The following is a 24030-nucleotide window of genomic DNA, read 5'->3' on the forward strand; positions in this document are numbered from 1 at the left end:
ATTATGAAGCAGCTTCTTGCATGGACTATCCGTACCACGCTACGTCCAGCTTTATCCCCTAAAACACCACTAAAGCTACAACGTTTTTGTAGCGATGCAGCCAGTGCAATTGTGCTTGGGCCACGTGGCTATAAAACAAAAAAGCAAATCATCGCTCAAGTACCGACAGTCCATATTCAGCCCAAAACGACTCAATCAGGACGCGGCATCTTATATTTACATGGCGGTGGCTATGTGGTTGGTAGCTCAAAAAGTCATACCAAGCTTGCGGCACAAATCGGACATGCGGCTCAAGCCCAAGTCTGGTTACCTGAATATCGCCTAGCCCCTGAACACCCAAGCCCGGCTGCTCTTGAAGATGTAATTGCAGTTTATAAAGCCTTACTTGCTCAAGGACAAAACCCGAAAAAACTTATGATTGCTGGCGACTCCGCTGGTGGTGGATTAAGCTTAAGCACGGCAATTGCTTTACGGGATGCAGGTTTACCGTTACCAGCGGCATTAGTTTTACTTTCCCCTTGGGTAGACTTAAGCCTCTCTGGAAGCACGATGAAAACTCATGCTACTCAAGATGCGATGCTTTCCAAAGACTGGTTAGCGTGGTGTGCAAATAACTACTGCGGCGAAAAATCGGTAACCGATCCAACCTGTTCACCACTTTATGCTGACTTAACTGGTCTACCGCCTATTTTAATTCATGTCGGTACTGAAGAAGTTTTATTAGATGATGCAAAACGCCTCGCTGAACAGGCTAAAAAGTACGACATTTCGACGAACTTACGGGTTTATGACAAAGTCGGTCACGTTTTTCAATTTCACGCGCGTATACTAAAAGAATCCGATGACTCAATTGAGCGCATTGGGCAATTCATTGATAAACATATGCAGTCAATATAAAAAATATCACTAGACAGGAGCCTTTGGCATGGCATCAAACAGTTATGATTATGATTATTTAATCATTGGTTCAGGCTTTGGCGGCAGTGTTTCTGCCTGCCGACTAACCGAAAAAGGCTACTCAGTTGCTGTAATGGAAATGGGGCGACGCTGGAAAGCTGAAGATTTTGCTAAAAACAACTGGAATACCCGCCGCTGGATCTGGCGCCCGGGCATGAAACTTTTCGGTTATTTCAATATGCGTTTTTTTCGCCATGTCACCATTATTTGCGGTAATGCTGTAGGCGGCGGCTCAATTACTTATGCTAATACTCTACTTGTCCCACCCGAACATATTTGGGATGAAGGTACATGGGCAGATGCAGCAGACTGGAAAAATGAAATGCCGCAGCACTATGCTGAAGCAGAACGTATGCTTGGAGTGACTGATAATAAAATTTTAGGTCCTGCCGACCATATGTTAAAGAAAATGGGTGAAGCAGTCGGTGTCGGCCATACATTTAAACCCACTCGTGTTGCAACGTTCTTTCCACCCGAAGGTGAAGAAGGTGGCAAGACCTACCCTGACCCTTATTTTAACGGTGAAGGACCAGACCGCGGAACCTGTACCGCATGTGGCGGCTGTATGACAGGTTGCAAACACAACGCAAAAAATACCTTAGATAAAAACTATTTGTACTTTGCCGAAAAAAATGGCGCCAAGGTTTACGAAGAAACCAAAGTTGTTGATGTTAAACCCCTCAATGGTAAAGCAGATGGCAGCGATGGCTATGAAGTCACTACCGAATGCTCAAGCTCATGGTTCAATAAACAACGTCGTACATGGCGTGTTCGCAACGTCATTTTCTCGGCTTCCTCTTTGGGCACCCAAGAGATGTTGTTTCGCTTAAAGCAATCGGGTTCTCTGCCAAATATTTCCGATGATTTAGGTAATCGGGTACGTACCAATGCCGAGTCGATTTTAGGGGTTCGTTTCTTTGATAAAGATGTCGACATGAGTAAGGGCGTTGCGATTGGCTCAAGTATTTACATTGACCATGATACTCATATTGAAGCGACTCGCTATCAGGGTGGTTCCGATGCCATGGGCCTTATGTGTACTTATATGGCAAAAGGTAAACCGGGTTGGACCCGTATTTTTTATTGGTTATGGATACTCATTAGCCACCCACTTATATTTTTACGCATGAGCAACCCTGTTGGCTTTGCACGGCAAACCTTAATTTTCTTAGTGATGCAAACTGCCGATGCTTCCATTAACATGCGTTTAAAACGAAATTGGTTCTGGCCTTTTGGCAAGGTTTTATCTAGTGAAGGTAAAAAACTTCCTGTTTATATTCCACAGGCCAACACCTTTACTGAAAAAGTCGCAAAAATGTTTAATGGTCACCCGATAACCACCATTACTGAAATTTTGTTTAACGTGCCTTTTACTGCTCACTGCATGGGTGGCTGCGCGATTGCATCTAGCCCAGAGCAAGGTGTTGTCGATGGAAAAAATCGTGTGTTTAACTATAAAAACTTATATGTTGTAGATGGTTCAATGTTAGGTGCCAATTTAGGCGTTAACCCAAGTCTCACCATTACAGCTCTTGCAGAACGTGCAATGTCTTATATTCCAGCTAAACATACTTTGGATGAGCAGCAAGATCATAGAGTAGAGGCTGATACCATAGAGATCACAAAAGCCTCTGCTTAACATAGCAATTTGTTTATAAAAAAAGCCTATTTTAAAATAGGCTTTTTTCTTTCGCTTTTTTAATTACATCGCTACGGCTTTAGCACGAGCTGCATGCAACTTTTTATAGCTTTCGATTAGACGTAAATGGCGATCAAGTCCTTCTAGTTTCATGCTTGTTGGTGTTAAACCATAGAAACGAACGCTACCATCGATAGAACCTAATACTGCATCCATTCGCGTGTCACCAAACATACGACGGAAATTAGTCAAGTAATCTTCAAGCTCGAGTTCTTCATCTAACATCACTTCAAGCACCACGTTCATGCACTGATAGAACAATCCGCGCTCAACGGTGTTGGTGTTATATTGCAAGTAAGTTTCGACAAGCTCTTTTGCTTCTTCAAATTGTTGTAAAGCAACATAAATCAGCAATTTCAGCTCTAAAATTGTGAGTTGACCCCAAACTGTATTGTCATCAAACTCAATACCAATCAGCGTGGTGATTTCTGTGTAATCGTCTAGCTCACATTCTTCTAAGCGCTCAACCAATGCTTCAAGCTGTTCATCATCTAAACGGTGCAGATTTAGAATATCTTCACGGAATGAAAGTGCTTTATTGGTATTGTCCCAAATCAAATCTTCAACAAGATAAATTTCTGAATAATCTGGTACTAAAATACGGCAAGCAGTCGCACCTAAGTGCTCGTACACTGCCATATACACTTCTTTGCCCATCTCTTCGAGAATGCCGAACAATGTTGCAGCTTCTTCTGCATTCGACTCTTCCCCTTCGCCAGAAAAATCCCATTCAACAAAGTCATAGTCAGATTTAGAACTAAAGAAGCGCCAAGAGACCAAACCGCTTGAGTCAATAAAGTGCTCAACAAAGTTGTTCGGTTCAGTAACCGCATTACTTTGGAAAGTCGGTTGAGGTAAATCATTTAAGCCTTCAAAACTACGGCCTTGAAGTAATTCAGTCAGACTACGTTCCAACGCAACTTCAAAACTTGGATGCGCACCGAAAGACGCAAACACCCCACCCGTACGCGGGTTCATTAAAGTTACACACATTACAGGGAACTGGCCACCTAACGATGCATCTTTGACTAATACAGGGAAACCTTGCTCTTCTAGACCTTTAATACCAGCAACAATACTTGGGTATTTTGCTAATACTTCTTCAGGAACATCTGGAAGTGCAATTTCACCTTCTAAAATTTCACGTTTAACGGCACGTTCAAAAATTTCTGACAAGCATTGAACTTGGGCTTCTGCCAGAGTGTTGCCTGCACTCATACCATTACTTAAGTATAAGTTTTCAATTAAATTTGATGGGAAATAGACAATTTCACCGTCAGACTGGCGCACAAAAGGTAGCGAGCAAATACCACGCTCTACGTTGCCTGAGTTGGTGTCATATAAATGTGTACCAAGTAACTCATCATCTGGGTTATAAATCTCAAGACAATATTCATCTAAGATTTCTTTAGGTAATTCACCATTTGGACCCGGTTTAAACCATTTTTCATCTGGGTAATGCACAAATTCAGCATTGGCAATTTCTTCACCCCAGAACTGGTCGTTATAGAAGAAGTTACAGTTTAAACGCTCAATAAATTCGCCTAATGCAGATGCTAAAGCACTTTCTTTGGTGGCACCTTTACCATTGGTAAAACACATCGGAGACTGGGCATCACGAATATGTAGCGACCATACATTTGGAACAATATTACGCCAAGACGCAATTTCGATCTTCATGCCCAAATTTGCCAAAATGGCAGACATATTGGCAATGGTTTCTTCTAATGGCAGGTCTTTACCTTGAATATAGGTATGGTTTTCAGAAGTTAAGCTTGGCAATAACAATGCTTGTGCATCTGCATCAATGCTTTCCACTTCTTCAATAATAAATTCGGGACCCGTTTGAATCACTTTTTTAACAGTACAACGGTCAATCGAACGTAAAATCCCTTGGCGATCTTTCTCTGAAATATCGGCTGGTAATTCAATTTGAATTTTAAAGGTCTGCTTATAGCGGTTTTCAGGATCAACAATATTATTTTGCGATAAACGAATATTATCGGTTGGGATATCTCGAGCGGCACAATACACTTTTACAAAGTACGCTGCACACAATGCTGACGATGCTAAAAAATAGTCAAATGGGCCCGGTGCCGAACCGTCACCCTTATAGCGAATTGGTTGATCGGCAATTACCGTAAAGTCATCGAACTTAGCTTCCTGTCGAAGATTGTCGAGATAATTAACCTTGATTTCCATGCTGGCACCTAAATATTTTTATGTGTCAGCACAGACACATAAAATTCTAAATATTGAAAAATAAGCCGAATCACAGCGAAGAAATTGACTTAAAAAAATGAGAGATTAAAGCCATGTGTTTAATGAACGACTCAAGTGGCTTTAATAAGATTGGCGGTATTATAGAGGGATTTTGTGCAGTTGATAACTAAAGTTAAAACATTGCTGCTCACAATGTTTTAACTGGTCTTTAATTTAATAAATATTGAACATTAAAATTTAAAGGTGTAATCGACATTTAACCGCGTTTCATTTGTCGAATGAAATGTCATATTACTTGGCATATCGTTGCGATAGTGAGAAAAACGAGCTCGCACTCCCAAACCTTTTAATTTACCTTCAGGAATTTTATAGCCTAAATCAAATTCCATCGACTCTTCTTTAAAACGCTGATCGCCATATTGCAATAAATCAATGTCTTCACCTTTTGCGTAGCGAGTCATAAAACGCAGTCCGTTTAATGAAACATCACCTACCCGCGCATTTTTAAAGTCATATTCATAACGAATCGAATAGACTTTTTCTTCTTTATTTGAATAGTCCGAACTCATAAAATCAAGTACGACTGGACTTTCAGTTCCCGACAAAAATGGTAAACCGGTCGAGCCAAATGACTGCATGTAGCCCAAAGAAACTGTATGGTTTTGATAGTTCAAGCCAAATAAGCCACTAATATGTCGGTTATCGACCTCTCCTATTTTTTTACTTCCAGTTTCTTCACTATTAAAAAACCGCACATCACTTAAAAAGTTAAGCTGATCATTTAAAGGTTGTTTGCCGTTAAAACCTAAAAATTGTTGCTGGTAAATGTCTTTCAGTTCAGCATGATAAGCACGCAAACGGTAATCCTTTAACTGATAGCTTCCACCTAATGTATAAAAAGAATCGGTAGTTGCCGCTTTGTTAAAACGATGGTTGATATTGTCTGTTCCAACATCGGTATAACGAATCGAATCACGTTGATGTACTTCGTCGACGTAAAACCCTTCAAGTTGAAGATTTGGAATTTCATTTGAAACAAAGCGAATACCACGATAAGTCTGAGGGAACAAACGCGCTGGAGATGAAAATATGGTTGGTAACTGCGGAACCAAGTCCCCCACAAAAAGCTCATTTTTTCTAAATTTAGCCTTCCCAGTAATGCCTATTTTTCCATAATAATCATCACGCGAGTTATCGGTATTCACTGGAAGTAAGCCACTACGTGCATAGTCATCAGCACGGCTTCCCATCAAGTTAAAACCTGCCATTGCCAATACATCGACACCAAACCCAACTGTCCCTTCGGTATAACCAGACTGTCCTTTAAAAATTAAACCCTGCGCCCAATCTCTGGCTGCTGTATAGGGATATGGATCTTTTTTATAGTCTCGGTCGAAGTAAAAATTACGCAGTGTCAGCTCAGCTTTACTGTCTGCAATAAACTCGGCATGCACAACTTGACTAAATAATGGGCACAAGCATACCCCCACCCATAATGGTGTCTTTTTCATTTTTTATCTCAACTATTTAATTTTTAATGGATTAAGGTGCTGTTTTAAGAGAGTAGTTTTGCTCTTTCTTACTTCGGTAAAAAGCACTACCCAAACTTAAAATCAGGAAAATAGCCAAAATAAACACCACACCGTAATAAGCATATAGCGTTGCGGGTGCTATACCTTTATCCAGAAAAATGCCTGCGACCGTTGGCGATAAAATTGCCCCAATTCTTCCAAAACCAATTGCATACCCCACGCCACGACTACGAATTTCGGCATCGTAAATTGTTGGAGAAATCGAATATAAACCTGCTACACAGCCATTAATAAGTGTGCCAAGTAATAAACCCACCATGAGTGCAATGCTGACTTGAGATGAAACGGCAACAAATAGGAAAACACATGCAGACGTTAGTCCTAAAAACAGGCTTAAGGCATAGAAGATTTTCATACGTGATGCCAATAAACCGATAATGGCTGCCCCGAAAATCCCGCCAATACTAATTAAAATGCCGGTACTTACGCCTTGCTCTGGTGACATCCCCATTGAAATAAGAATTTTTGGTGTCCAGCTCATCACGAAGTAAAAGCCAAACATCACTAAAAAGAATGCAAACCATAAACAAAGTGTTTGAAATCCAAGTTGTCCAGCAAATAACTTGCCCAGTTCACTACCATTTTGCGTGTTGATTTTTTCATAACGTGGCATAACTGGTAATTTGTTTAGCCCCATACGATTTACAGTTGCATTAATTCGTTCTAGTGCCTGTTTTGGTCGTTTCGCGAGTAAGTAATCTAAAGACTCCGGTAGTAACCACGCACTGATCAGCAGCATTGCAATGGTAGTAACTCCACCTGCTAAAAAGATTGAGCGCCAACCTAAATGCTCAATCAATGCCAGTGATAGTACTCCGCCAAGTGTCGCGCCAATTCCATAACCTGTAGACATTAAGCTCACTGCGAGACTACGCCAACGAGCGTTGGCATATTCACTTGCCAGTACATTACTACTCGCAAGGATGCCACCCACCCCAATTCCAGTAATAAACCGAAGTGCTGCTAACATGCCGTGACTTTGTACAAAAGCACAGCCCAACATGCTCAGACCTGCAATTACAAGACAAACTAAGATGAGTAAACGGCGACCGATTTTATCGGCTAAAGGTGCAAGAAAAATGGAACCGGCAGCCATCCCAAAAAGACCTGCACTTAACAACAAACCAATTTGTGCGCCTGAAAGTGACCATTCTGCTGACACCGATGGCGCGGTAAATGCCATTACCATCACGTCAAAGCCATCAATAATATTGAGACAAATACAGATCAAAATGATGAACCATTGATAGCGGCTCATGTTGTTTTGATTGATCTCACTTAAAACGTCTCTTTCCATTTGTGTATCTCCAATGTGGATAAGAGATACACACGACATTGCCGATAAGAGCGATTGGGTGGTTATGCATATCCGTATCCATAATGACCTAGAGGAATATTTGTTTTGGAGCATCCTGCTCTTTTTCTATACTGAATATTTGGATCCAAAAAATCAACTAAAATTATAAACGTATTATCAAAAACTCTATAAACACATAAATTATATAAGTATAAAATTATTAAAAACATAAAATTAGAATGCTTTAATATTTTTATGGATCCATATTAAAAAATCTATTATGATCGATTCCAGAGCATTTTTTAGCCAAAAAAGCTCAGTTCATTTTTATGGAATGCAAGATGCATTTTTAAAACTTCAAAGGATTGTTGTTATGAAACTCAAAAGAGTAAGCCAGCTTACATTGGGACTTTTTTTTGCCAGCCACTTGTTTTACACAGCGCAAGCAGCACCTCCAAAAAATCAACAACCACCTAATATCATGATTATTTTGGCCGATGATCTTGGATTTTCAGATATTGGTGCTTATGGTGGCGAAATTAAAACTCCTCATATTGATAGCCTGTTAAAGCAAGGAAAAATGCTTTTTAATTTTCATGCTTCATCAATGTGCTCACCCACTCGTGCGCAACTTATGACAGGTGCAGATAACCACTTGGTAGGTTTAGGTGCGATGTATGAAACTTCAAAACGACAAGAAAAATTGGTTGGCGCCGATAGCCCACGCGCACTCCTCAAAATTGATGGATATTCAGGTCACTTAACGCAAAATGCGTATACACTCGCAGAAATTTTAAAGACAAAAGATTATTACACTTTCATGGTCGGTAAATGGCACTTAGGCTATGCTCCCGACCAAAACCCTAGAGCCCGTGGTTTCGATCAATCTTTTGCTCTGCTCGATGGCTTCGATTTACATTTTAAAGACCAACCTAAAAACTATCCGCGCAATACTCAATACACAGAAAATGGTCAAAAGACTACTTTGCCTGACAACTACTACTCGACCGACTTTTTTACACAAAAAGCGTTTGAGTACTTAGACAAAAATAAAGCGCAAAAACCATTTTTTGCCTACCTCGCCTATACCGCTCCACACTGGCCACTACAAGCACCCGCTCATTATAGAGACTTATATAAAGGTAAATATGATCAAGGCTATGATGCAATTCGCAAACAACGCTTTCTTAGACAAAAGAAATTAGGATTAATTCCTGCAAATGCAGAATATCCAGTCGAGCGTGGCAATCAAGCTTTAGGGACCAAAAGCTGGAATGAACTCACCCCACAAGAGCGCAAATATGAAGCGCGTAAAATGGAAGTTTATGCGGGCATGGTTACCCAGTTAGACGACCGCGTGGGTGATGTCATTCAATATCTTAAAAAGCATCATTTATATGACAATACTTTTATTGTGTTTATGTCAGATAACGGCGCTGAAGGTGGTGATCATAATTTCCCAATGGGTGATGCCGACAATCGCTATGAAAATATAGGCAATGCCAGCTCATATGTTTACATGGGACCACGCTGGGCCGAAGTGAGCAGCACTCCATTTACCCACTGGAAGTCAGCCGCTTCAGAAGGTGGAGTACGAGTTCCTTTTATTGTTAAATCGCCTGTTCAGATTTCTAAACAACGTGGAATTAATAATAACTTTGCGACAGTCAGAGATATATTCCCAACTGTGATGGAGCTAGCTGGTATTCAAAATAGTCAGGTTTATCCAACTTCAAGCACCAAAATTAAACCATCTGGTTTTAGTCTAATTCCTGCTTTTAAAAATAATAATGCCCGCATTCGGCCAGTCAATTATTATGACTTCAAAGAATTACATGGCAGCCGCTACGCCAAAACTGACGAATGGAAACTCATTGAAAACTCACCTTCTAAATTTAAAAGCCACGGTTGGGAACTCTACAATTTAAAAACAGATTTTAATGAGCAACATAATGTTTATGCAGCCCATCCTGAGATCGTCAAAGTCTTAAATGATAAATATTTAAGATATGCCGATGAAAATGGTGTTGTGGATTTTGAGCAATACAATAAAAAGTAGAGAAAACCAGATGAAACAGATCATGATGCTTTCGTCGTTCCTCTTACTTTGTGCGTGCCAAAAAACCACACATCAACTTAAACAAACCACCTTGCCCGACTTAGGTACTCAAGCTAAATGTTCTTCTTATTCTGGCCTCCCTTCGGGTTGGCCTAAAAATAAAGAAGCCGGCATGGTCAAACTTCCTCAAGGAAAAATTGTTTTAGGCACCACACAAGGTTATGAAGATGAACGCCCATTAAACTTACAGGCAACTTCAGTTCCCGCTTTTTTAATTGATGCAACTGAAGTCACCAATGCTCAATTTCAAGAGTTTGTTAAAGAAACGGGTTATGTCACCGATGCAGAGAAGCAAGGCGGCGCAGCTATGTTTATACAACCAGATCATCCAGTTGAAGAATTACAATGGTGGAAATTCGAAAAAGGGGCCAATTGGAAACATCCATGGGGCCCAAACAACTCTAAACAACCCGCACCTCATGAGCCTGTTCGTATGGTGACATGGAATGATGCCTACGCTTATGCAAACTGGCTAGGTCATGACTTACCGACTGAGCTTGAGTGGGAATATGCAGCCAAAGGTTTTCAGCAAAATTCCGATATTGGCCCGACCCACGAAGGCCATATTGTAGCCAATTTCTGGCAAGGCGAATTTCCTTATAAAAACATTCAGGAAGATGGTTTTAAGGATGTGGCCCCTGTTGGTTGTTTTAGCAAAAACCCATTTGGGCTATATGACTTGATTGGCAATGTATGGGAATGGACACAAACACCCTACACAGGACCAAGAGATCATCATATGGGAGATCCATCGAAATATCGGCAAAGTCACGAACAGATTTTGCAATACACGATTAAAGGTGGGTCTTATTTATGCGCTACCAACTATTGCGCGCGTTATCGTGCTGCCGCGAGGCATCCACAGGAACTCGACCTTGCAACTAGCCATGTCGGATTTAGAACAGTAAAACGCTTTTAAACGGATTTAAAAATGAAGCATATTTTTATTTATGGGATTTTCTTCTCAGGGATACCCCTTGCCTGCTGTTTAGCTCATAGTGAAGCAGATGTTAATTTTCAAAATACACTCACACTCAAAACATTTAACTTCGACAGACAATATGAAAATGGCATTAGCCCCGATACTCATAGCTTGAGCCAAGGCTTAATTTATAGTGGCGACTGGTCAACCAAACTTAATGAGGTTCAACTACACCTCAATCCAAGCATCCAATATGCCTATCGCCTAAGTAACGACCAACACACCAATGATATGGTCATACCCTTTAACCCTAACACCAAGAAACAAGCGCAAGACCAAGTTAAATATGGATTAGGTGCTGGAGTTGAATATCAAAACTTTCGCATGAATGTAGGTGAAATCACTCCCGATTCACCACTTACACCACAAGTGGATACACATCAATTACGGGTGAACTATAAAGGCTTGGAATTAAAATATAAGACGTCGCAACAAAATTTCGAGCTGGGTTTGATTAACCGTTATTCACCAAAAAATGAGGAGGACTACCACAAACTAGCCATTTCAAAACATGAATCTGACGGACTCTATTTCTTTCAATGGGATGGCAAAACGCCTAGATATCATTGGAAATTTTATAATGGCTATTTAACTGACCTCATCAATCAAAGTTACTTAGCTTTTGATTATCAATGGACAAAGCAGCACACCACAAAATTACGTGTGTTTCGCCATGATGATGTCGGCAAATCAAAACTTGGAGAATATGACAATACATCTGTAGGCGCTATGCATTTTATCAAACATGGCAACTTTACAACTGGAATTGGCTACCAAGAAAACTTTGGCAAAGATGGTATTCCAAAACTCGACAATATGCCGATCCCCCATATGGTGAACTGGACCTTAGGCGCGTTTACCAAAGCAGATGAAAAGTCTTATCATTTCGTTGCCTCGTATGACTTTAAAGACTATATCAAGGGTTTAAAAATCACCTATAAATACATTTATGGCGATTCATTTCAGACCATGAACCAAAATGATTTCGAGCAAGAAAGTGACGTGTTGATTCAATACGACCTAAATGCTTGGGTTAAAAATCTTAAGTTTCTTTTCTTAAATATAAATTACGACACCAAACACGGTAAAAGTTTGGATGAACAGCGCATGATGCTTCACTACACGGTTAATTTCTAAATTTTCACACGCCATAATGGCTATAACCACAGCCATTATGGATCCAAATTAAGATGAATAAAAATTTAGCCTCTAAAATTCAAAGTAATCACAAAAGTCTTTAATAGCAATTAAAAATATACAAAAACAACCAAATCAAAAGATCAATATTTTTTAAAAAATATACTGCTTATCAATTGACCAATATTTTTATTTATTATAAATTGGATCCAATAAGTGATAAGGAGTCGTCACAATGTTTATTAAAAATGCTTGGTATGTTGCCTGCCGCCCAGAAGAAATCCAAGACAAACCATTAGGTCGCACCATCTGTGGTGAAAAAATCGTTTTTTATCGTGGTAAAGAAAACCAAGTTGCAGCCGTTGAAGATTTTTGCCCACATCGCGGCGCCCCACTTTCACTTGGCTATGTAGAAGATGGCAACCTTGTCTGTGGATATCATGGCTTAGTTATGGGCTGTGACGGAAAGACTGTTTCAATGCCAGCCCAACGTGTAAATGGTTTCCCTTGCAACAAAGCATATGCAGTTGTCGAAAAATTCGGCTTTATTTGGGTATGGCCAGGCGAGAAAGCTTTAGCAGATGAAGCAAAACTGCCAACTTTAGAATGGGCAGATCATCCTGAATGGAGCTATGGCGGAGGCCTGTTTCACATTCAGTGTGACTATCGCCTGATGGTCGACAACCTGATGGATTTAACCCACGAGACCTATGTTCACTCAAGCAGTATTGGGCAAAAAGAGATTGATGAATCATTACCAGTCACTAAAGTTGATGGTGACCATGTGATTACCGAACGCTATATGGAAAATGTGATCGCACCTCCATTTTGGCAAATGGCGCTTCGTGGTAACCACTTAGCAGATGATGTACCTGTTGACCGTTGGCAACGTTGTCACTTCTTTGCGCCAAGCAATGTGCATATTGAAGTAGGTGTAGCACATGCTGGACATGGTGGTTATCACGCACCAAGTGACAAAAAAGTTTCCTCAATTGTGGTTGATTTTATTACACCAGAAACTGAAACCTCACACTGGTATTTCTGGGGAATGGCGCGTAACTTCCAGCCAGATAATGCTGAACTCACCGATCAAATTCGTGAAGGCCAAGGCAAAATCTTTACTGAAGATTTAGAAATGCTGGAGCAACAGCAGCAAAACATTTTAAACAATCCACATCGCAAGTTACTGATGCTCAATATCGACGCAGGCGGTGTCCAGTCCCGCAAGGTGATTGAGCGACTACTTGCCGAAGAAAATAAAACACCTCCCGAAACGTCCGCACAAAAGTTTCCAAACATTCGGATTATTTAAAGGAGCATGAACATGGACGTTATTATTCAAAAAATTCACCAGCTTACCCCGACCATCCGTGCGTTTGAATTGGTTGCAGCAAATGGTACAGAGCTACCGAGTTTTGAAGCAGGTGCGCATATTGATGTGCACCTAAAAAACGGCCTCACCCGTCAATATTCACTTTCAAACTGCTGCACTGAAAAGCATCGCTATGTCATTGGTGTTTTACATGATGCCAATTCACGCGGTGGCTCACGTTGCATCCACACCGAATATCGTGAAGGCGATCATTTAAAAATTGGTGAGCCGCGTAATTTATTTGAAATTCATCCTCAAACCAAACAAGCGGTTTTATTTGCGGGTGGTATCGGTATTACCCCTATTTTGTCGATGGCGTATCGGCATAAGTCGGCCAATATTCCTTTTGAATTACATTACTTCGTTCGTAGTCATGAAATGATTGCCTTCTATGGCAATTTAACCGAGCACTTTGGTGACCAAGTTCATTTTCATATTCAAGATCAGCCAGATACCGAATGTAATATGGCTGAGGTTTTAGGCCAATCTTCACCTGATAAACACTTATATGTATGTGGACCTACAGGGTTTATGCAGTTTGTCATGAGCTCGGCCGAACAAGCGGGTTGGCATAGCGAACAGTTACATCAAGAGCATTTTGTTGCTCAAAAGATAGATACATCCAACGATGAAGCTTTCACGATTGAAGTGAAAGGTACGGGCCGCCGAATTGAAGTGTTACCAGAGCAGACTGCTACTGAAGCATTAATTGCAAATGGTTTTGATATTCCTGTTTCGTGTGAACAAGGTATTTGTGGCACGTGTATTACACGCGTTGTAGAAGGCACTCCAGATCATCGAGATATGTTTATGACCGATGAGGAACATGCACTAAATAACCAGTTTACGCCCTGCTGTTCTCGTGCAAAAACTAAAAATCTTGTGATTGAGCTTTAATACTTAAGTTCCTTTATTTAGAAATAAAGGAACTTCTTTCACCTTAAGCGCTGAGAACATTTCTTAGCGTTTCACCCAAAATCACCACACTACTGTGCTCACGCATTAAAGTTTCAGCACGCCCTGCCTGACGATGTACCAATGCATCAAAAATCGAACAATGCTGTAAATGTGCATAGTGCAAACGGCGATATTCAGACAAAGCTTGGTTCTGGTCATAGGTAATGGCTTGAGCAGAAGCCATCGGCAATTGATTGTTTTTTGCTAAGGCTTGTATAAGTGCGACGTTTTGTGCGCCTTCAATAATCGTGTCATGAAAAATGACATTAAAATGGTGATAACGTTCTAATTCAGCATCACCAAACTCGTCTGTTTCATTAAATAGTTTTTCAGTTTCTTGAATACAATGTTGCAGTGTCTTTTTCTGCTCTTCGCTTAAGCCTTGTTCTGCCAAAGTTTTCGCAGCTAATCCTTCCAGCACACCGCGTACCTCGAGCGCATCATGAACCAGTTGTTCTGAAATTTCACGAACCGTGTAACCACGAGTTGGGTTTTTAATGAGGAGACCTTCTTGCTCGAGCAACCTAAAAGCAATACGAACAGGCTGCCTTGAAACACCAAGTAACTCGGCAGTCGGAATTTCGGCAATTCTGGCACCGCCTTCAAGTTCCCCTGAAATAATCATTTTTCTTAGTTTAAGTAAAACTTGTTGTCCTGAAGACATTCGCTGCCACACATCACCAAAAACGTCTCTTCGATGCTAGCAAGTTCATTTGTAAAATGAAATAAATTTTCTGTGTGAATCAGTGCTTAAGCATTTCTGTAGATTTTAATAAATTAATTTACAAACCACATTCAATTAAAGATTTTTAAGATTATTGACCATAATATCGAGGTTATTACGGATTAAATAAGCCAAGTTAATATCAATGCCTTCAAGCATTTTTTCTTCAACTTTCAAAACCACTTCATTACATTTATTTAGCTTATCAATACCACTGTCTGTCAGTGTAATTAAAATACGGCGGCCATGTGTTGGGTCAGGTTTTTTCTCAATCCAGCCATTCACCAGTAAATCTTGCAAAATTTTGTTGGCAGATTGCGGCTTAATGAAAGAGCGCTCAGCAAGCTTGGCATTGGATAAATTACTTTTTGAAGCTAAAACAGAAAGTGCAGTAAATTGCGGCAAGGTAATTTCAAGCTCTTTTAAATGTTCTGTTAAATGTTTACTAATAATTCGGTCAACACGAGCAATCATATAACTTAACTTAGGCTCATCTTCTACTTTTTTTGGAACTAAATTCGAACGTACCATAACCTTTCATTCATCATAAGAAAATCTGTAGTGAAAGTATGAGGTTCTAACCTCATACTTTCGTTAAAACTTAGCGAGCACCTGAGCTTTGTACTAAATGTACAGGCTGTTTAGGTTTTTTGACAAGAAGTAATGCAGAGATCGCTGCAATTAAAATCACTGGAATACTTGAACCAATCACAATGGTCGAGCTTTGTCCAAGCGAGAGTAAAAAACCAGCCATTAAAGGCCCTGCAAACGAACCAATACGTCCAATTGCAACCGCTGAACCTACTCCTGTTCCACGCATTTCAGTTGGATAATACATAGCAGCCAGACCATACAGCGCCGATTGTCCTCCCACAATGAATAGGCCACAACCCACTGCCGAAAGTGCAAGTAAAGCCACTGTCGGAGAAATTGCTAAACAGCACAGCGAAAATAAAATGCCGAGATAAATTAATTTAATCACAAAGCTCATACGTAATTTATCAAGCAATACACCCATGAGGATTGAACCTAAAATTCCGCCAACGTTGTAACCCATCTGCACATAGTTTGCCTGAAGTTTAGATAAGCCTTGCGCGCCCATCAGTAACGGCAACCAGTTCAATAAGAAGTACAACACGACTAATGTGCAGAAAAAACTGACCCAAAGCTGAATCGTCGACATACGACGCTCTTTCGCAAATAAAACTTCCAAAAATGGCGTCGTTTTTTGCGCTTGAACTTTACGTTGCAGGTAATCATTTGACTCAGGTAAAAAGCGCATAATCAGTGGAATGAGTAAAATAGGAGCAATCCCACCAATATAGAAAATATGACGCCACTCTGCATCGCCTGCCAACGACATAGCAACCACAGAAGTGAGTAATCCGCCAAAAGGAATGCCGCTATACATGATGCTGACAGCAGTACCTTTGTGCTGGTCAGGTACAGCTTCAGAGGCAAGTGTAATCATCATTGGTAATGCCCCTCCCATTCCTAAACCTGTACAAAAACGAATGAGTAAGAGCAAACTAAAATTAGCAGCATAAGCCGTTAGCAAAGACATAATTCCAAAAAGTAAAATACTAAAAATTAGAATTTTCTTACGCCCGACGATATCGGCAAACCGACCGCCTAATATCGCACCTGGTAACGTCCCTAAAATTGCAGCACTAAATGCCCACGCCATCTGCGCATTGTCTAACATAAACTCAGCCCGCATTCGTGGAGCGGCTACCCCCATTGATTGAAGATCAAACCCTTCAAAAATTGCTATAGCAAAGCACAGTAGCAACGTGATTTTTGCCCTTGAAGGCTGTCCTGATATTTTTTCCATTGTGTTGTCCTTTATTGACTAGTCGTTCCATTTAGCCCTTTGTGTATTGTTGTTTAAACACACCAAAAATATCAGTTAAACTTACTAAAAAATCAACATATTTTTATATTAAATTAATTAAAAAAATAATTAATATTTAAAATACAATGAATTAAAAAATATTTATGAAATTTTATAAAAAAGACTTGAATGTAAGTTTAACTGATATTATATTAAATCCCAGAACAGCAAAAAATCATTCAAGGAGTATGAAGATGAGTTATGAAAACCGCTGGGAAACAGTAGATGTTAAAGTTGAAGAAGGAATTGCATGGGTCACCCTAAACCGCCCAGAAAAGAAAAATGCCATGAGCCCAACACTCAATCGCGAAATGATTGATGTGCTCGAAACTCTTGAGCTTGATCAAGATGCGCGTGTTTTAGTTTTGACGGGTGCTGGTGACTCTTGGACAGCGGGTATGGATTTGAAGGAATATTTCCGTGAAGTCGACACTCAGCCTGAAATTTTCCAAGAACGTATTCGCCGCGACTCATGTCGCTGGCAGTGGCAACTTCTTCGTATGTATTCAAAACCAACCATTGCTATGGTCAACGGCTGGTGCTTTGGAGGCGGTTTCTCACCTTTAGTGGCTTGTGACCTCGCAATTGCAGCAGATGAAGCAACTTTCGGTTTATCTGAAATTAACTGGGGTATCCCACCGGGCAACCTTGTAAGTAAAGCAATGGCAGATACCGTAGGTCATCGTGCATCTTTGTACTACATCATGACGGGTAAAACCTTTAGTGGTAAAGAAGCTGAAACCATGGGCCTTGTGAATAAAAGCGTACCACTTGCCCAATTAAAAGCAGAAGTGACTGAACTTGCAAATTGCTTACTTGAGAAAAACCCAGTAGTTCTTCGTACCGCTAAAAATGGCTTTAAGCGTTGCCGTGAACTCACTTGGGACCAAAACGAAGACTACTTATATGCCAAGCTTGATCAATGTATCCACCGTGATACAGAAAACGGTCGCCAAGAAGGTTTGAAACAATTTTTAGATGAAAAATCAATTAAACCGGGTTTACAGAGTTATAAACGTACTGGTTAACTTTTGATTCTTTAATGGCAATGTAAGGACGCAACCCATGCAAAATGTACAGTTACTTATTCACGGTCAATCTGTTGATGCATCAAATCAGGCAACTTTTGAGCGTATTAGTCCAATTGATGGAACGGTAGCAACTAAAGCTGCTGCTGCAACACTGGAAGATGTTGAGCGTGCAATCGATTCAGCACAGCAAGCTTTTAAAGTATGGTCGAAACTCTCGCCTACTGAGCGCCGTTTACGCTTATTAAAAGCAGCCGATTTAATGGACCAAAAAACCGAGCAATTCATTGAAACTGGAATGCAAGAAACAGGTTCAACTGCGACATGGTATGGGTTTAACGTTCATCTTGCTGCCAACATATTACGTGAAGCCGCAGCCATGACCACACAAATTGACGGAAGTCTGATTCCGTCAGATGTGCCGGGCAATCTTGCGATGGGTGTGCGAGTTCCTTGCGGAGTCATTGTTGGCATTGCACCTTGGAATGCACCTATCATTTTGGCAACACGTGCGCTTGCTATGCCTTTGGCTTGTGGTAACACCGTTGTATTAAAAGCATCTGAAGCTTGTCCAGCAACACATCGTTTAATTGGTGAAGTGTTACATGAAGCAGGACTAGGTGAAGGTGTGGTCAATGTGATTACGCATGCCGCTGAAGATGCACCACAAATCGTGGAGCGCTTAGTGTCTCATCCAGCCGTGAAACGCATTAATTTTACCGGTTCAACCAAAGTCGGCAAAATTATTGCCGAGACTGCTGCTAAATATTTAAAACCTGTTTTACTTGAATTGGGTGGTAAAGCACCGGTTGTGGTTTTAAATGAAGCTGACATTAATGAAGCCGTAAATGCAGTCGCTTTCGGGGCGTTTTTCAATCAGGGGCAAATTTGTATGTCGACCGAACGTGTTTTGGTTCAAGACAAAATTGCCGACCAGTTTATTGAAAAGCTGATTGAAAAAACCCGTTCTATTCAGGCAGGTAATCCAACCTCAAAAGATATTGTACTCGGTGTTTTAGAAAGTCGCCGTGCTGCAAACCGTATTCAACATTTGCTGGAAGATGCCCAAAACAAAGGGGCTGACTTACCTTTAGGCATCCATATTGAAGACACCACCATGCAACCGACGTTGGTGCTCAATATTAAACCTGACATGCTGCTTTACCGTGAAGAATCATTTGGACCTGTATGCACAGTTCAACGCTTTTCAAGCATTGAAGAAGGCGTAGCACTGGCAAATGACAGCGAGTTCGGTCTTTCTTCAGCAGTGTTTAGCCAAAATATTTCGCAGGCATTAGAAGTCGCTCAACAGATTGATTCGGGTATTTGTCATATTAACGGTGCAACCGTACATGACGAAGCTCAAATGCCATTTGGTGGAACAAAATCGAGTGGTTACGGACGTTTTGGTAGTAAAGTCTCTGTTGCCGAATTTACCGAACTACGCTGGATTACCATTCAAACCCAATCACGTCATTACCCGATTTAGTCAGGCTAATGCGGACAACAACATATTAAATAAAAATTGCATGATGCAAAAAAATAAAGCGCAGTGATGCGCTTTCCATGGAGTGAAAGAAATGCAAATGAATGCCACTCAATCACAAGACCGCGAACGGTTCGTAAAATTAGGGCAACATGATATTCATTATCACTATAAAGATGACACGCTCTATATCAGCCCAAAAGAGCAATTAAAACCGTATCCACAAAAACTGACAGATCGGTTAATTCATTTTGCACAAACCAAACCCGACCATATTTTTGCAGCAAAACGCAATGCTCAAGGCGAATGGGTCAAACTGAGTTATGCAGAAGTTCTACAACGCGCATGGCACATTGCTCAAGCTTTGCATGACCGTAATTTAAGTCAAGAAAGACCACTCGTCATTTTAAGTGGCAATGATCTTGAGCATTTAACACTCTCTATGGGTGCCATGCTGGCGGGTGTGCCTTTCTCGGCTATTTCCCCTGCCTACTCTCTGATTTCTCAAGACTTTGGCAAACTCAAACATGTATTTGAAGTACTCACACCTGGTATGGTTTATGCCAGCGATGGACAAGCCTTTGCCAAAGCCATTCAGGCATGTATTACATCCGATATTGAAGTGATCACAAATAAAGGGATTGTGGGCGATCAGATCTGCACGTCTTTTCAATCGCTGTTAGATACACCAGTTTCAAATGTTCAAGAGTTTTACCAAACTCTTGATGAAAACCAGATTGCCAAATTCTTATTTACATCAGGTTCAACTAAATTGCCTAAAGCTGTACCGACCACGCATTTAATGTTGTGTGTTAATCAGCAAATGTTATTACAAACTTTCCCTGAGTTTGAAGAAACACCACCTGTCCTACTCGACTGGTTGTCTTGGCACCACACGTTTGGCGGCAGTCACAATGTCGGCATCGCACTCTATAACGGCGGTACGATTTACATTGATGATGGCAAACCTGTTGCAGGAAAATTTGACGAAACCATTCGTAATCTCAAAGAAATTTCTCCAACAGTTTATTTAAATGTGCCAAAAGGTTGGGAAGAACTCACCGAAGCATTAGAAAAAGATGAAGAATTAAGAGACCGCTTTTTTGCCAAAGTTAAAATTTTATTCTTTGCAGGTGCAGCACTTTCAGAAGCGGGCTGGAACAGACTCGATAAAATTGCTCAGCAACATTGTGGAGAAAAAATTCGCATTATGAGTGGATTGGGCATGACTGAAACTGCTCCCTCTTGTGCTTTTACAACTGGCCCACGCGTAATGGCTGGCTTTATTGGATACCCTGCTCCGGGATGCGAAATTAAGTTGGTTCCATGTGGTGACAAACTAGAGTTTTGTGTTCGTGGCAAACACGTCATGAAAGGCTATTGGCGTTTAAAGGCGGACCAGCAAAGCACTGTGTTTGATGATGGAGGCTTTTTCCATACTGGTGATGCTGTTCGTTTAGTCGATGTCAATGATCCAACCAAAGGCTTGATGTACGACGGACGAATTGCCGAAGACTTTAAACTCAATACGGGCACTTTTGTGAATGTGGGCACACTACGCAACAAAGTGCTTATTCAAGGTAATTTACTGGTTCAAGATGTTTGTATTACAGGCTCAAATCTAAATGCTGTTGGCTTTTTGATTTTTCCAAAACTTGAAGCTTGTGCTCAATATGCTGGCCTTAAGCTTGGTGAGCATTCTGCAACAGAGATATTACAGCATCCTAAAGTCCAGCAATGGTTCCGCCAATTTTTAACGACCTTTAATAAAGATGCGACCGGTAGCTCAAATACAGTCTCAATGCTTTATTTAATGACCGAACCACCTCAGTTAGATGCCGGTGAAGTAACCGATAAAGGCAATCTCAATCAAAGCAGTATTATCAAGCGTCGTGCCGCTTTAATTGATGAGCTTTATCAAAAGCAGACTGATAACCCGCTGATTATTCGGGTGCCCACCTTAAAACAATAAGCAATTGAAATAAAAAAGGAAGCTCAAACTTCGGTTTGGGCCTTAGCCTCACTTTTGCCAAAAAAGGTTCAACATGCCACACGATACAGAATTTGAACTATTTCGGGACAGCTATCGCAGGTTCTTAAAAGAACAGGTTGCTCCATATTATGAACAATGGGAACACGATGGCCTCATCCCACGTGATCTATGGCTTCGTCTTGGGGAAAATGGTTTTTTGTGCGTCGATGTGCCCGAGGAGTATGGCGGTTACGGCGCTCCTGTTCATTATTCCCTCATGCTGGTTCAAGAAACGGCTCAAGCGGGCTTTGCGTCTTTAGCTGTTGCCATTGGTGGGCAAAATGAGTTGGTCTCTCCTTACCTGCAAAATATCGGAACTGAAGAGCAAAAACGTTATTGGCTACCGAAAATGGTGACAGGTGAAGTCGTCACTGCAATTGCCATGACCGAAGCCAATGCGGGTTCAGACTTACAAGCCATACGCACTCAAGCCACTTTAGAAAATGACCACTACCGTATTAATGGTTCAAAAACGTTTATTTCAAATGGATTGCATGCCGACCTGATTGTTCTGGTGGCGAAAACCGATCCGCAAGCCAAAGCAAAAGGCATTTCAATTTTCTTAGTCGATGCTGCGTTAGATGGCGTTAAAAAAGGCCGTTCATTACAAAAAATCGGACTCCATGCCCAAGATACAGCCGAACTATTTTTTGATGATGTGTATGTGCCTGCAACTCAGCGTTTGGGTGAGGAAGGACAAGGCTTTGCTTATTTAATGCAAGAGTTACCTCGTGAACGTTTGAGTATTTCTATGATGGCTTTGGGGTCCATTTTAGGCGCCATTGAAATTACTAAAGATTATGTGCTGGAACGTAAAGCTTTCGGGCAACCTTTAAGCCAAATGCAAAACACGCGCTTTGTGCTCGCAAATGCACACATCAAAGCAAAAGCCGCTCAAGCCTTTGTAGACCAATGTGCAGCGCTGTATCAACAACACCAGTTAAGCGTCACTCAAGTTGCCGCACTGAAATGCTTTATTACCGATGCTCAATGTGAAGTGATTGATCAATTACTTCAGCTTTTTGGCGGCTACGGTTACATGCAGGAATATCCAATTTCACGCTTTTTTGTGGATGCACGCGTACAAAAAATTTATGGGGGAACCAATGAAATTATGAAAGAAATCGTGGCCCGAGAACTGCTCGGAAAATAATTCGATTTAAAACCAAACAAGGCAGACACAACAACTATGCCTTATTGAAAACAAAAAATGTTATTTCAGGAAGAAATGCTATGTCGAAATTATGGATGTACTCTACCCTTATGCTCTCTGGTTCAGTGTGGGCTGGCAATTTTATTGACAACAGTTCAGTAGAACTCACCACGCGAAATTTCTATTTTGACCGCGACTATCAAGAGCAATCTGCTTACCCTGCTGCCAAGGACTGGACACAAGGGTTTATTCTCAAAGCCAATTCAGATTATACCGAAGGGACTGTCGGATTTGGGCTGGATGTGCTTGCAACGGCGGGTTTTAAACTTGATGCCGATGCAGAGCATGGCGGTACAGGAAACTTACCTAGAGACACGCGCACCAATGAACCTGCTGACTCTTATGGCGAAATTGGGGTCACAGCAAAAGCCAAAATGAGCCAAACTGAACTACGCATTGGTACCTTAATGCCGATGAACCCAGTTTTAGTGGCTTCACCTGCTCGTTTACTTCCTCAAACCTATCGAGGAATTTCACTGACCAGTAAAGATATTAAAGATTTCGACTTACAAGCGGCCTACATCGATAAAGTGAATCATCGTGATTCGACCAACTATGAAAAAATAAAAATTTCAGGGGTGAATGGACGATTTAAAAGTGCTGAAACGGATGGGCTTTATTACTTAGGTGGAAACTATCAGTTTAATCCTGCACTCAAGCTCACCGCTTTTTACATGGATGTTGATGATCTTTATAACCAAACCATGGTCGGCGCACTACATCAACACAAAATTAATGATACTACTAATTTTAGCTCTCAATTACGTTACTACCGCAGCCGAGATGACGGACAAGCAAAAGCAGGTTTAGTCGATAATGACCTTTATCATGCGCATTTCGAACTCAAACATCAAAACCATAAATTTATTTTCGGAACTTTTCAGCATCACGGCGACACCGCGTTTCCGTATTTAACAGGAGGTGAAACTGGGCTTCTCATTGACACATGGCCGGGTGAGTTTTTAAACCCAAAAGAAAAAGCCTATAGCTTCCGCTATGAATACGACTTTAAAGATTATGTACCGGGTTTACGTTTTATGACCCGTTACACCACAGGCCACAATATTTATGCACCTAACTTAGGCGGAACCAATTTAAAAGAACGCGAAACGGACTTTGATTTAGGTTACACCGTTCAAAGTGGCTGGTTAAAAAATCTAGGGTTACGCGCACGCTACGCCATTTATGACAACAACATGCTCTCTACAGCCAACATCAAACCTGTAAACGAAACCCGTATCAACATCGACTACACATGGAAATTTAAATAATTCAAAACGAGAGGTTCTGTCACACATAGAACCTCTTTTTATTTCGA

Annotated in this window: 18 protein-coding genes; 12 read left to right on the forward strand and 6 right to left on the reverse strand. The window is 40.9% G+C overall.

Annotated elements, in window-relative coordinates:
- Nucleotides 1–3 precede the first annotated feature (3 nt).
- Both KTI79_RS06730 and KTI79_RS06735 read left to right on the forward strand, forming a co-directional pair.
- On the forward strand, nt 4–897 hold the full coding sequence (locus KTI79_RS06730; protein ID WP_032054809.1) for an alpha/beta hydrolase: 894 nt from the start codon (nt 4–6) through the stop codon (nt 895–897).
- Between the two features lie 28 nt (nt 898–925).
- Complete coding sequence (locus KTI79_RS06735; RefSeq protein ID WP_086375966.1) at nt 926–2596, forward strand: GMC family oxidoreductase; 1671 nt, start codon at nt 926–928, stop codon at nt 2594–2596.
- Between the two features lie 63 nt (nt 2597–2659).
- Here the strand turns inward: KTI79_RS06735 and KTI79_RS06740 are convergent, their stop codons facing one another.
- The 3 genes from KTI79_RS06740 to KTI79_RS06750 form a co-directional block, all read right to left on the reverse strand.
- Nucleotides 2660–4858, reverse strand: coding sequence for an OsmC domain/YcaO domain-containing protein (locus KTI79_RS06740; RefSeq protein WP_086375965.1), 2199 nt, complete (start codon nt 4856–4858; stop codon nt 2660–2662).
- Nucleotides 4859–5109: 251 nt separating this feature from the next.
- Entirely contained in the window at nt 5110–6390 is a 1281-nt protein-coding gene (locus KTI79_RS06745; RefSeq protein ID WP_032054812.1) for an OprD family outer membrane porin, read from the reverse strand.
- Nucleotides 6391–6421: 31 nt separating this feature from the next.
- A complete protein-coding gene (locus tag KTI79_RS06750; RefSeq protein WP_032054813.1) occupies nt 6422–7768 on the reverse strand; it encodes an MFS transporter in 1347 nt (448 codons plus the stop codon).
- A 373-nt stretch (nt 7769–8141) separates the two neighbouring features.
- Between KTI79_RS06750 and KTI79_RS06755 the strand changes: the two genes are divergently transcribed.
- The 5 genes from KTI79_RS06755 (at nt 8142) to KTI79_RS06775 (ending at nt 14275) form a co-directional block, all read left to right on the forward strand.
- Nucleotides 8142–9827, forward strand: coding sequence for an arylsulfatase (locus KTI79_RS06755; RefSeq protein ID WP_032054814.1), 1686 nt, complete (start codon nt 8142–8144; stop codon nt 9825–9827).
- Between the two features lie 25 nt (nt 9828–9852).
- Entirely contained in the window at nt 9853–10806 is a 954-nt protein-coding gene (locus tag KTI79_RS06760; protein ID WP_079284314.1) for a formylglycine-generating enzyme family protein, read from the forward strand.
- A 12-nt stretch (nt 10807–10818) separates the two neighbouring features.
- Nucleotides 10819–12006 (forward strand): OprD family outer membrane porin, encoded by a 1188-nt coding sequence (locus KTI79_RS06765; RefSeq protein WP_032054817.1) that lies wholly within the window; start codon nt 10819–10821, stop codon nt 12004–12006.
- Between the two features lie 235 nt (nt 12007–12241).
- Nucleotides 12242–13318 carry an aromatic ring-hydroxylating oxygenase subunit alpha gene (locus tag KTI79_RS06770; RefSeq protein WP_032054818.1) on the forward strand — a complete coding sequence of 359 codons (1077 nt, stop codon included), beginning with the start codon at nt 12242–12244 and terminating at the stop codon, nt 13316–13318.
- A 12-nt stretch (nt 13319–13330) separates the two neighbouring features.
- Nucleotides 13331–14275, forward strand: a complete 945-nt coding sequence (locus KTI79_RS06775) for a PDR/VanB family oxidoreductase (protein ID WP_032054819.1) — start codon at nt 13331–13333, stop codon at nt 14273–14275.
- A 43-nt stretch (nt 14276–14318) separates the two neighbouring features.
- Here KTI79_RS06775 and KTI79_RS06780 read toward each other — a convergent pair whose 3' ends face one another.
- From KTI79_RS06780 to mhpT, 3 genes are all read right to left on the reverse strand, one after another.
- The gene (locus tag KTI79_RS06780) at nt 14319–15011 is read right to left on the reverse strand and encodes a GntR family transcriptional regulator (RefSeq protein WP_005802836.1); all 693 of its coding nucleotides are present in this window, start codon (nt 15009–15011) and stop codon (nt 14319–14321) included.
- Nucleotides 15012–15134: 123 nt separating this feature from the next.
- Complete coding sequence (locus tag KTI79_RS06785) at nt 15135–15590, reverse strand: MarR family winged helix-turn-helix transcriptional regulator (RefSeq protein ID WP_017386391.1); 456 nt, start codon at nt 15588–15590, stop codon at nt 15135–15137.
- 70 nt (nt 15591–15660) lie between these two features.
- Entirely contained in the window at nt 15661–16893 is a 1233-nt protein-coding gene (gene mhpT / locus KTI79_RS06790) for a 3-(3-hydroxy-phenyl)propionate transporter MhpT (protein ID WP_017400394.1), read from the reverse strand.
- 248 nt (nt 16894–17141) lie between these two features.
- Between mhpT and KTI79_RS06795 the strand changes: the two genes are divergently transcribed.
- The 5 genes from KTI79_RS06795 (at nt 17142) to KTI79_RS06815 (ending at nt 23983) form a co-directional block, all read left to right on the forward strand.
- Nucleotides 17142–17981, forward strand: coding sequence for a p-hydroxycinnamoyl CoA hydratase/lyase (locus tag KTI79_RS06795; RefSeq protein ID WP_170825830.1), 840 nt, complete (start codon nt 17142–17144; stop codon nt 17979–17981).
- Nucleotides 17982–18018: 37 nt separating this feature from the next.
- The gene (locus KTI79_RS06800; RefSeq protein ID WP_032054820.1) at nt 18019–19470 is read left to right on the forward strand and encodes an aldehyde dehydrogenase; all 1452 of its coding nucleotides are present in this window, start codon (nt 18019–18021) and stop codon (nt 19468–19470) included.
- An 82-nt stretch (nt 19471–19552) separates the two neighbouring features.
- On the forward strand, nt 19553–21439 hold the full coding sequence (locus tag KTI79_RS06805; RefSeq protein ID WP_171073840.1) for a feruloyl-CoA synthase: 1887 nt from the start codon (nt 19553–19555) through the stop codon (nt 21437–21439).
- Nucleotides 21440–21512: 73 nt separating this feature from the next.
- Entirely contained in the window at nt 21513–22652 is a 1140-nt protein-coding gene (locus KTI79_RS06810) for an acyl-CoA dehydrogenase family protein (protein WP_086375964.1), read from the forward strand.
- 80 nt (nt 22653–22732) lie between these two features.
- A complete protein-coding gene (locus KTI79_RS06815; RefSeq protein ID WP_199937064.1) occupies nt 22733–23983 on the forward strand; it encodes an OprD family porin in 1251 nt (416 codons plus the stop codon).
- Nucleotides 23984–24030: the final 47 nt, after the last annotated feature.

The sequence above is a fragment of the Acinetobacter sp. WU_MDCI_Abxd143 genome (assembly GCF_025514195.1).
GTDB classification, from domain to species: Bacteria; Pseudomonadota; Gammaproteobacteria; order Pseudomonadales; family Moraxellaceae; genus Acinetobacter; species Acinetobacter pittii_H.

Coding starts and splice junctions, on each gene's coding strand:
- KTI79_RS06740 (WP_086375965.1), bottom strand. CDS start 4,858: ATGGAAATCAAGGTTAATTATCTCGACAATCTTCGACAGGAAGCTAAG.
- KTI79_RS06750 (WP_032054813.1), bottom strand. CDS start 7,768: ATGGAAAGAGACGTTTTAAGTGAGATCAATCAAAACAACATGAGCCGC.
- KTI79_RS06755 (WP_032054814.1), top strand. CDS start 8,142: ATGAAACTCAAAAGAGTAAGCCAGCTTACATTGGGACTTTTTTTTGCC.
- KTI79_RS06800 (WP_032054820.1), top strand. CDS start 18,019: ATGCAAAATGTACAGTTACTTATTCACGGTCAATCTGTTGATGCATCA.
- KTI79_RS06795 (WP_170825830.1), top strand. CDS start 17,142: ATGAAGATGAGTTATGAAAACCGCTGGGAAACAGTAGATGTTAAAGTT.
- KTI79_RS06785 (WP_017386391.1), bottom strand. CDS start 15,590: ATGGTACGTTCGAATTTAGTTCCAAAAAAAGTAGAAGATGAGCCTAAG.
- KTI79_RS06745 (WP_032054812.1), bottom strand. CDS start 6,390: ATGAAAAAGACACCATTATGGGTGGGGGTATGCTTGTGCCCATTATTT.
- KTI79_RS06775 (WP_032054819.1), top strand. CDS start 13,331: ATGGACGTTATTATTCAAAAAATTCACCAGCTTACCCCGACCATCCGT.
- KTI79_RS06770 (WP_032054818.1), top strand. CDS start 12,242: ATGTTTATTAAAAATGCTTGGTATGTTGCCTGCCGCCCAGAAGAAATC.
- KTI79_RS06760 (WP_079284314.1), top strand. CDS start 9,853: ATGCTTTCGTCGTTCCTCTTACTTTGTGCGTGCCAAAAAACCACACAT.
- KTI79_RS06730 (WP_032054809.1), top strand. CDS start 4: ATGAAGCAGCTTCTTGCATGGACTATCCGTACCACGCTACGTCCAGCT.
- KTI79_RS06765 (WP_032054817.1), top strand. CDS start 10,819: ATGAAGCATATTTTTATTTATGGGATTTTCTTCTCAGGGATACCCCTT.
- KTI79_RS06810 (WP_086375964.1), top strand. CDS start 21,513: ATGCCACACGATACAGAATTTGAACTATTTCGGGACAGCTATCGCAGG.
- KTI79_RS06735 (WP_086375966.1), top strand. CDS start 926: ATGGCATCAAACAGTTATGATTATGATTATTTAATCATTGGTTCAGGC.
- mhpT (WP_017400394.1), bottom strand. CDS start 16,893: ATGGAAAAAATATCAGGACAGCCTTCAAGGGCAAAAATCACGTTGCTA.
- KTI79_RS06815 (WP_199937064.1), top strand. CDS start 22,733: ATGTCGAAATTATGGATGTACTCTACCCTTATGCTCTCTGGTTCAGTG.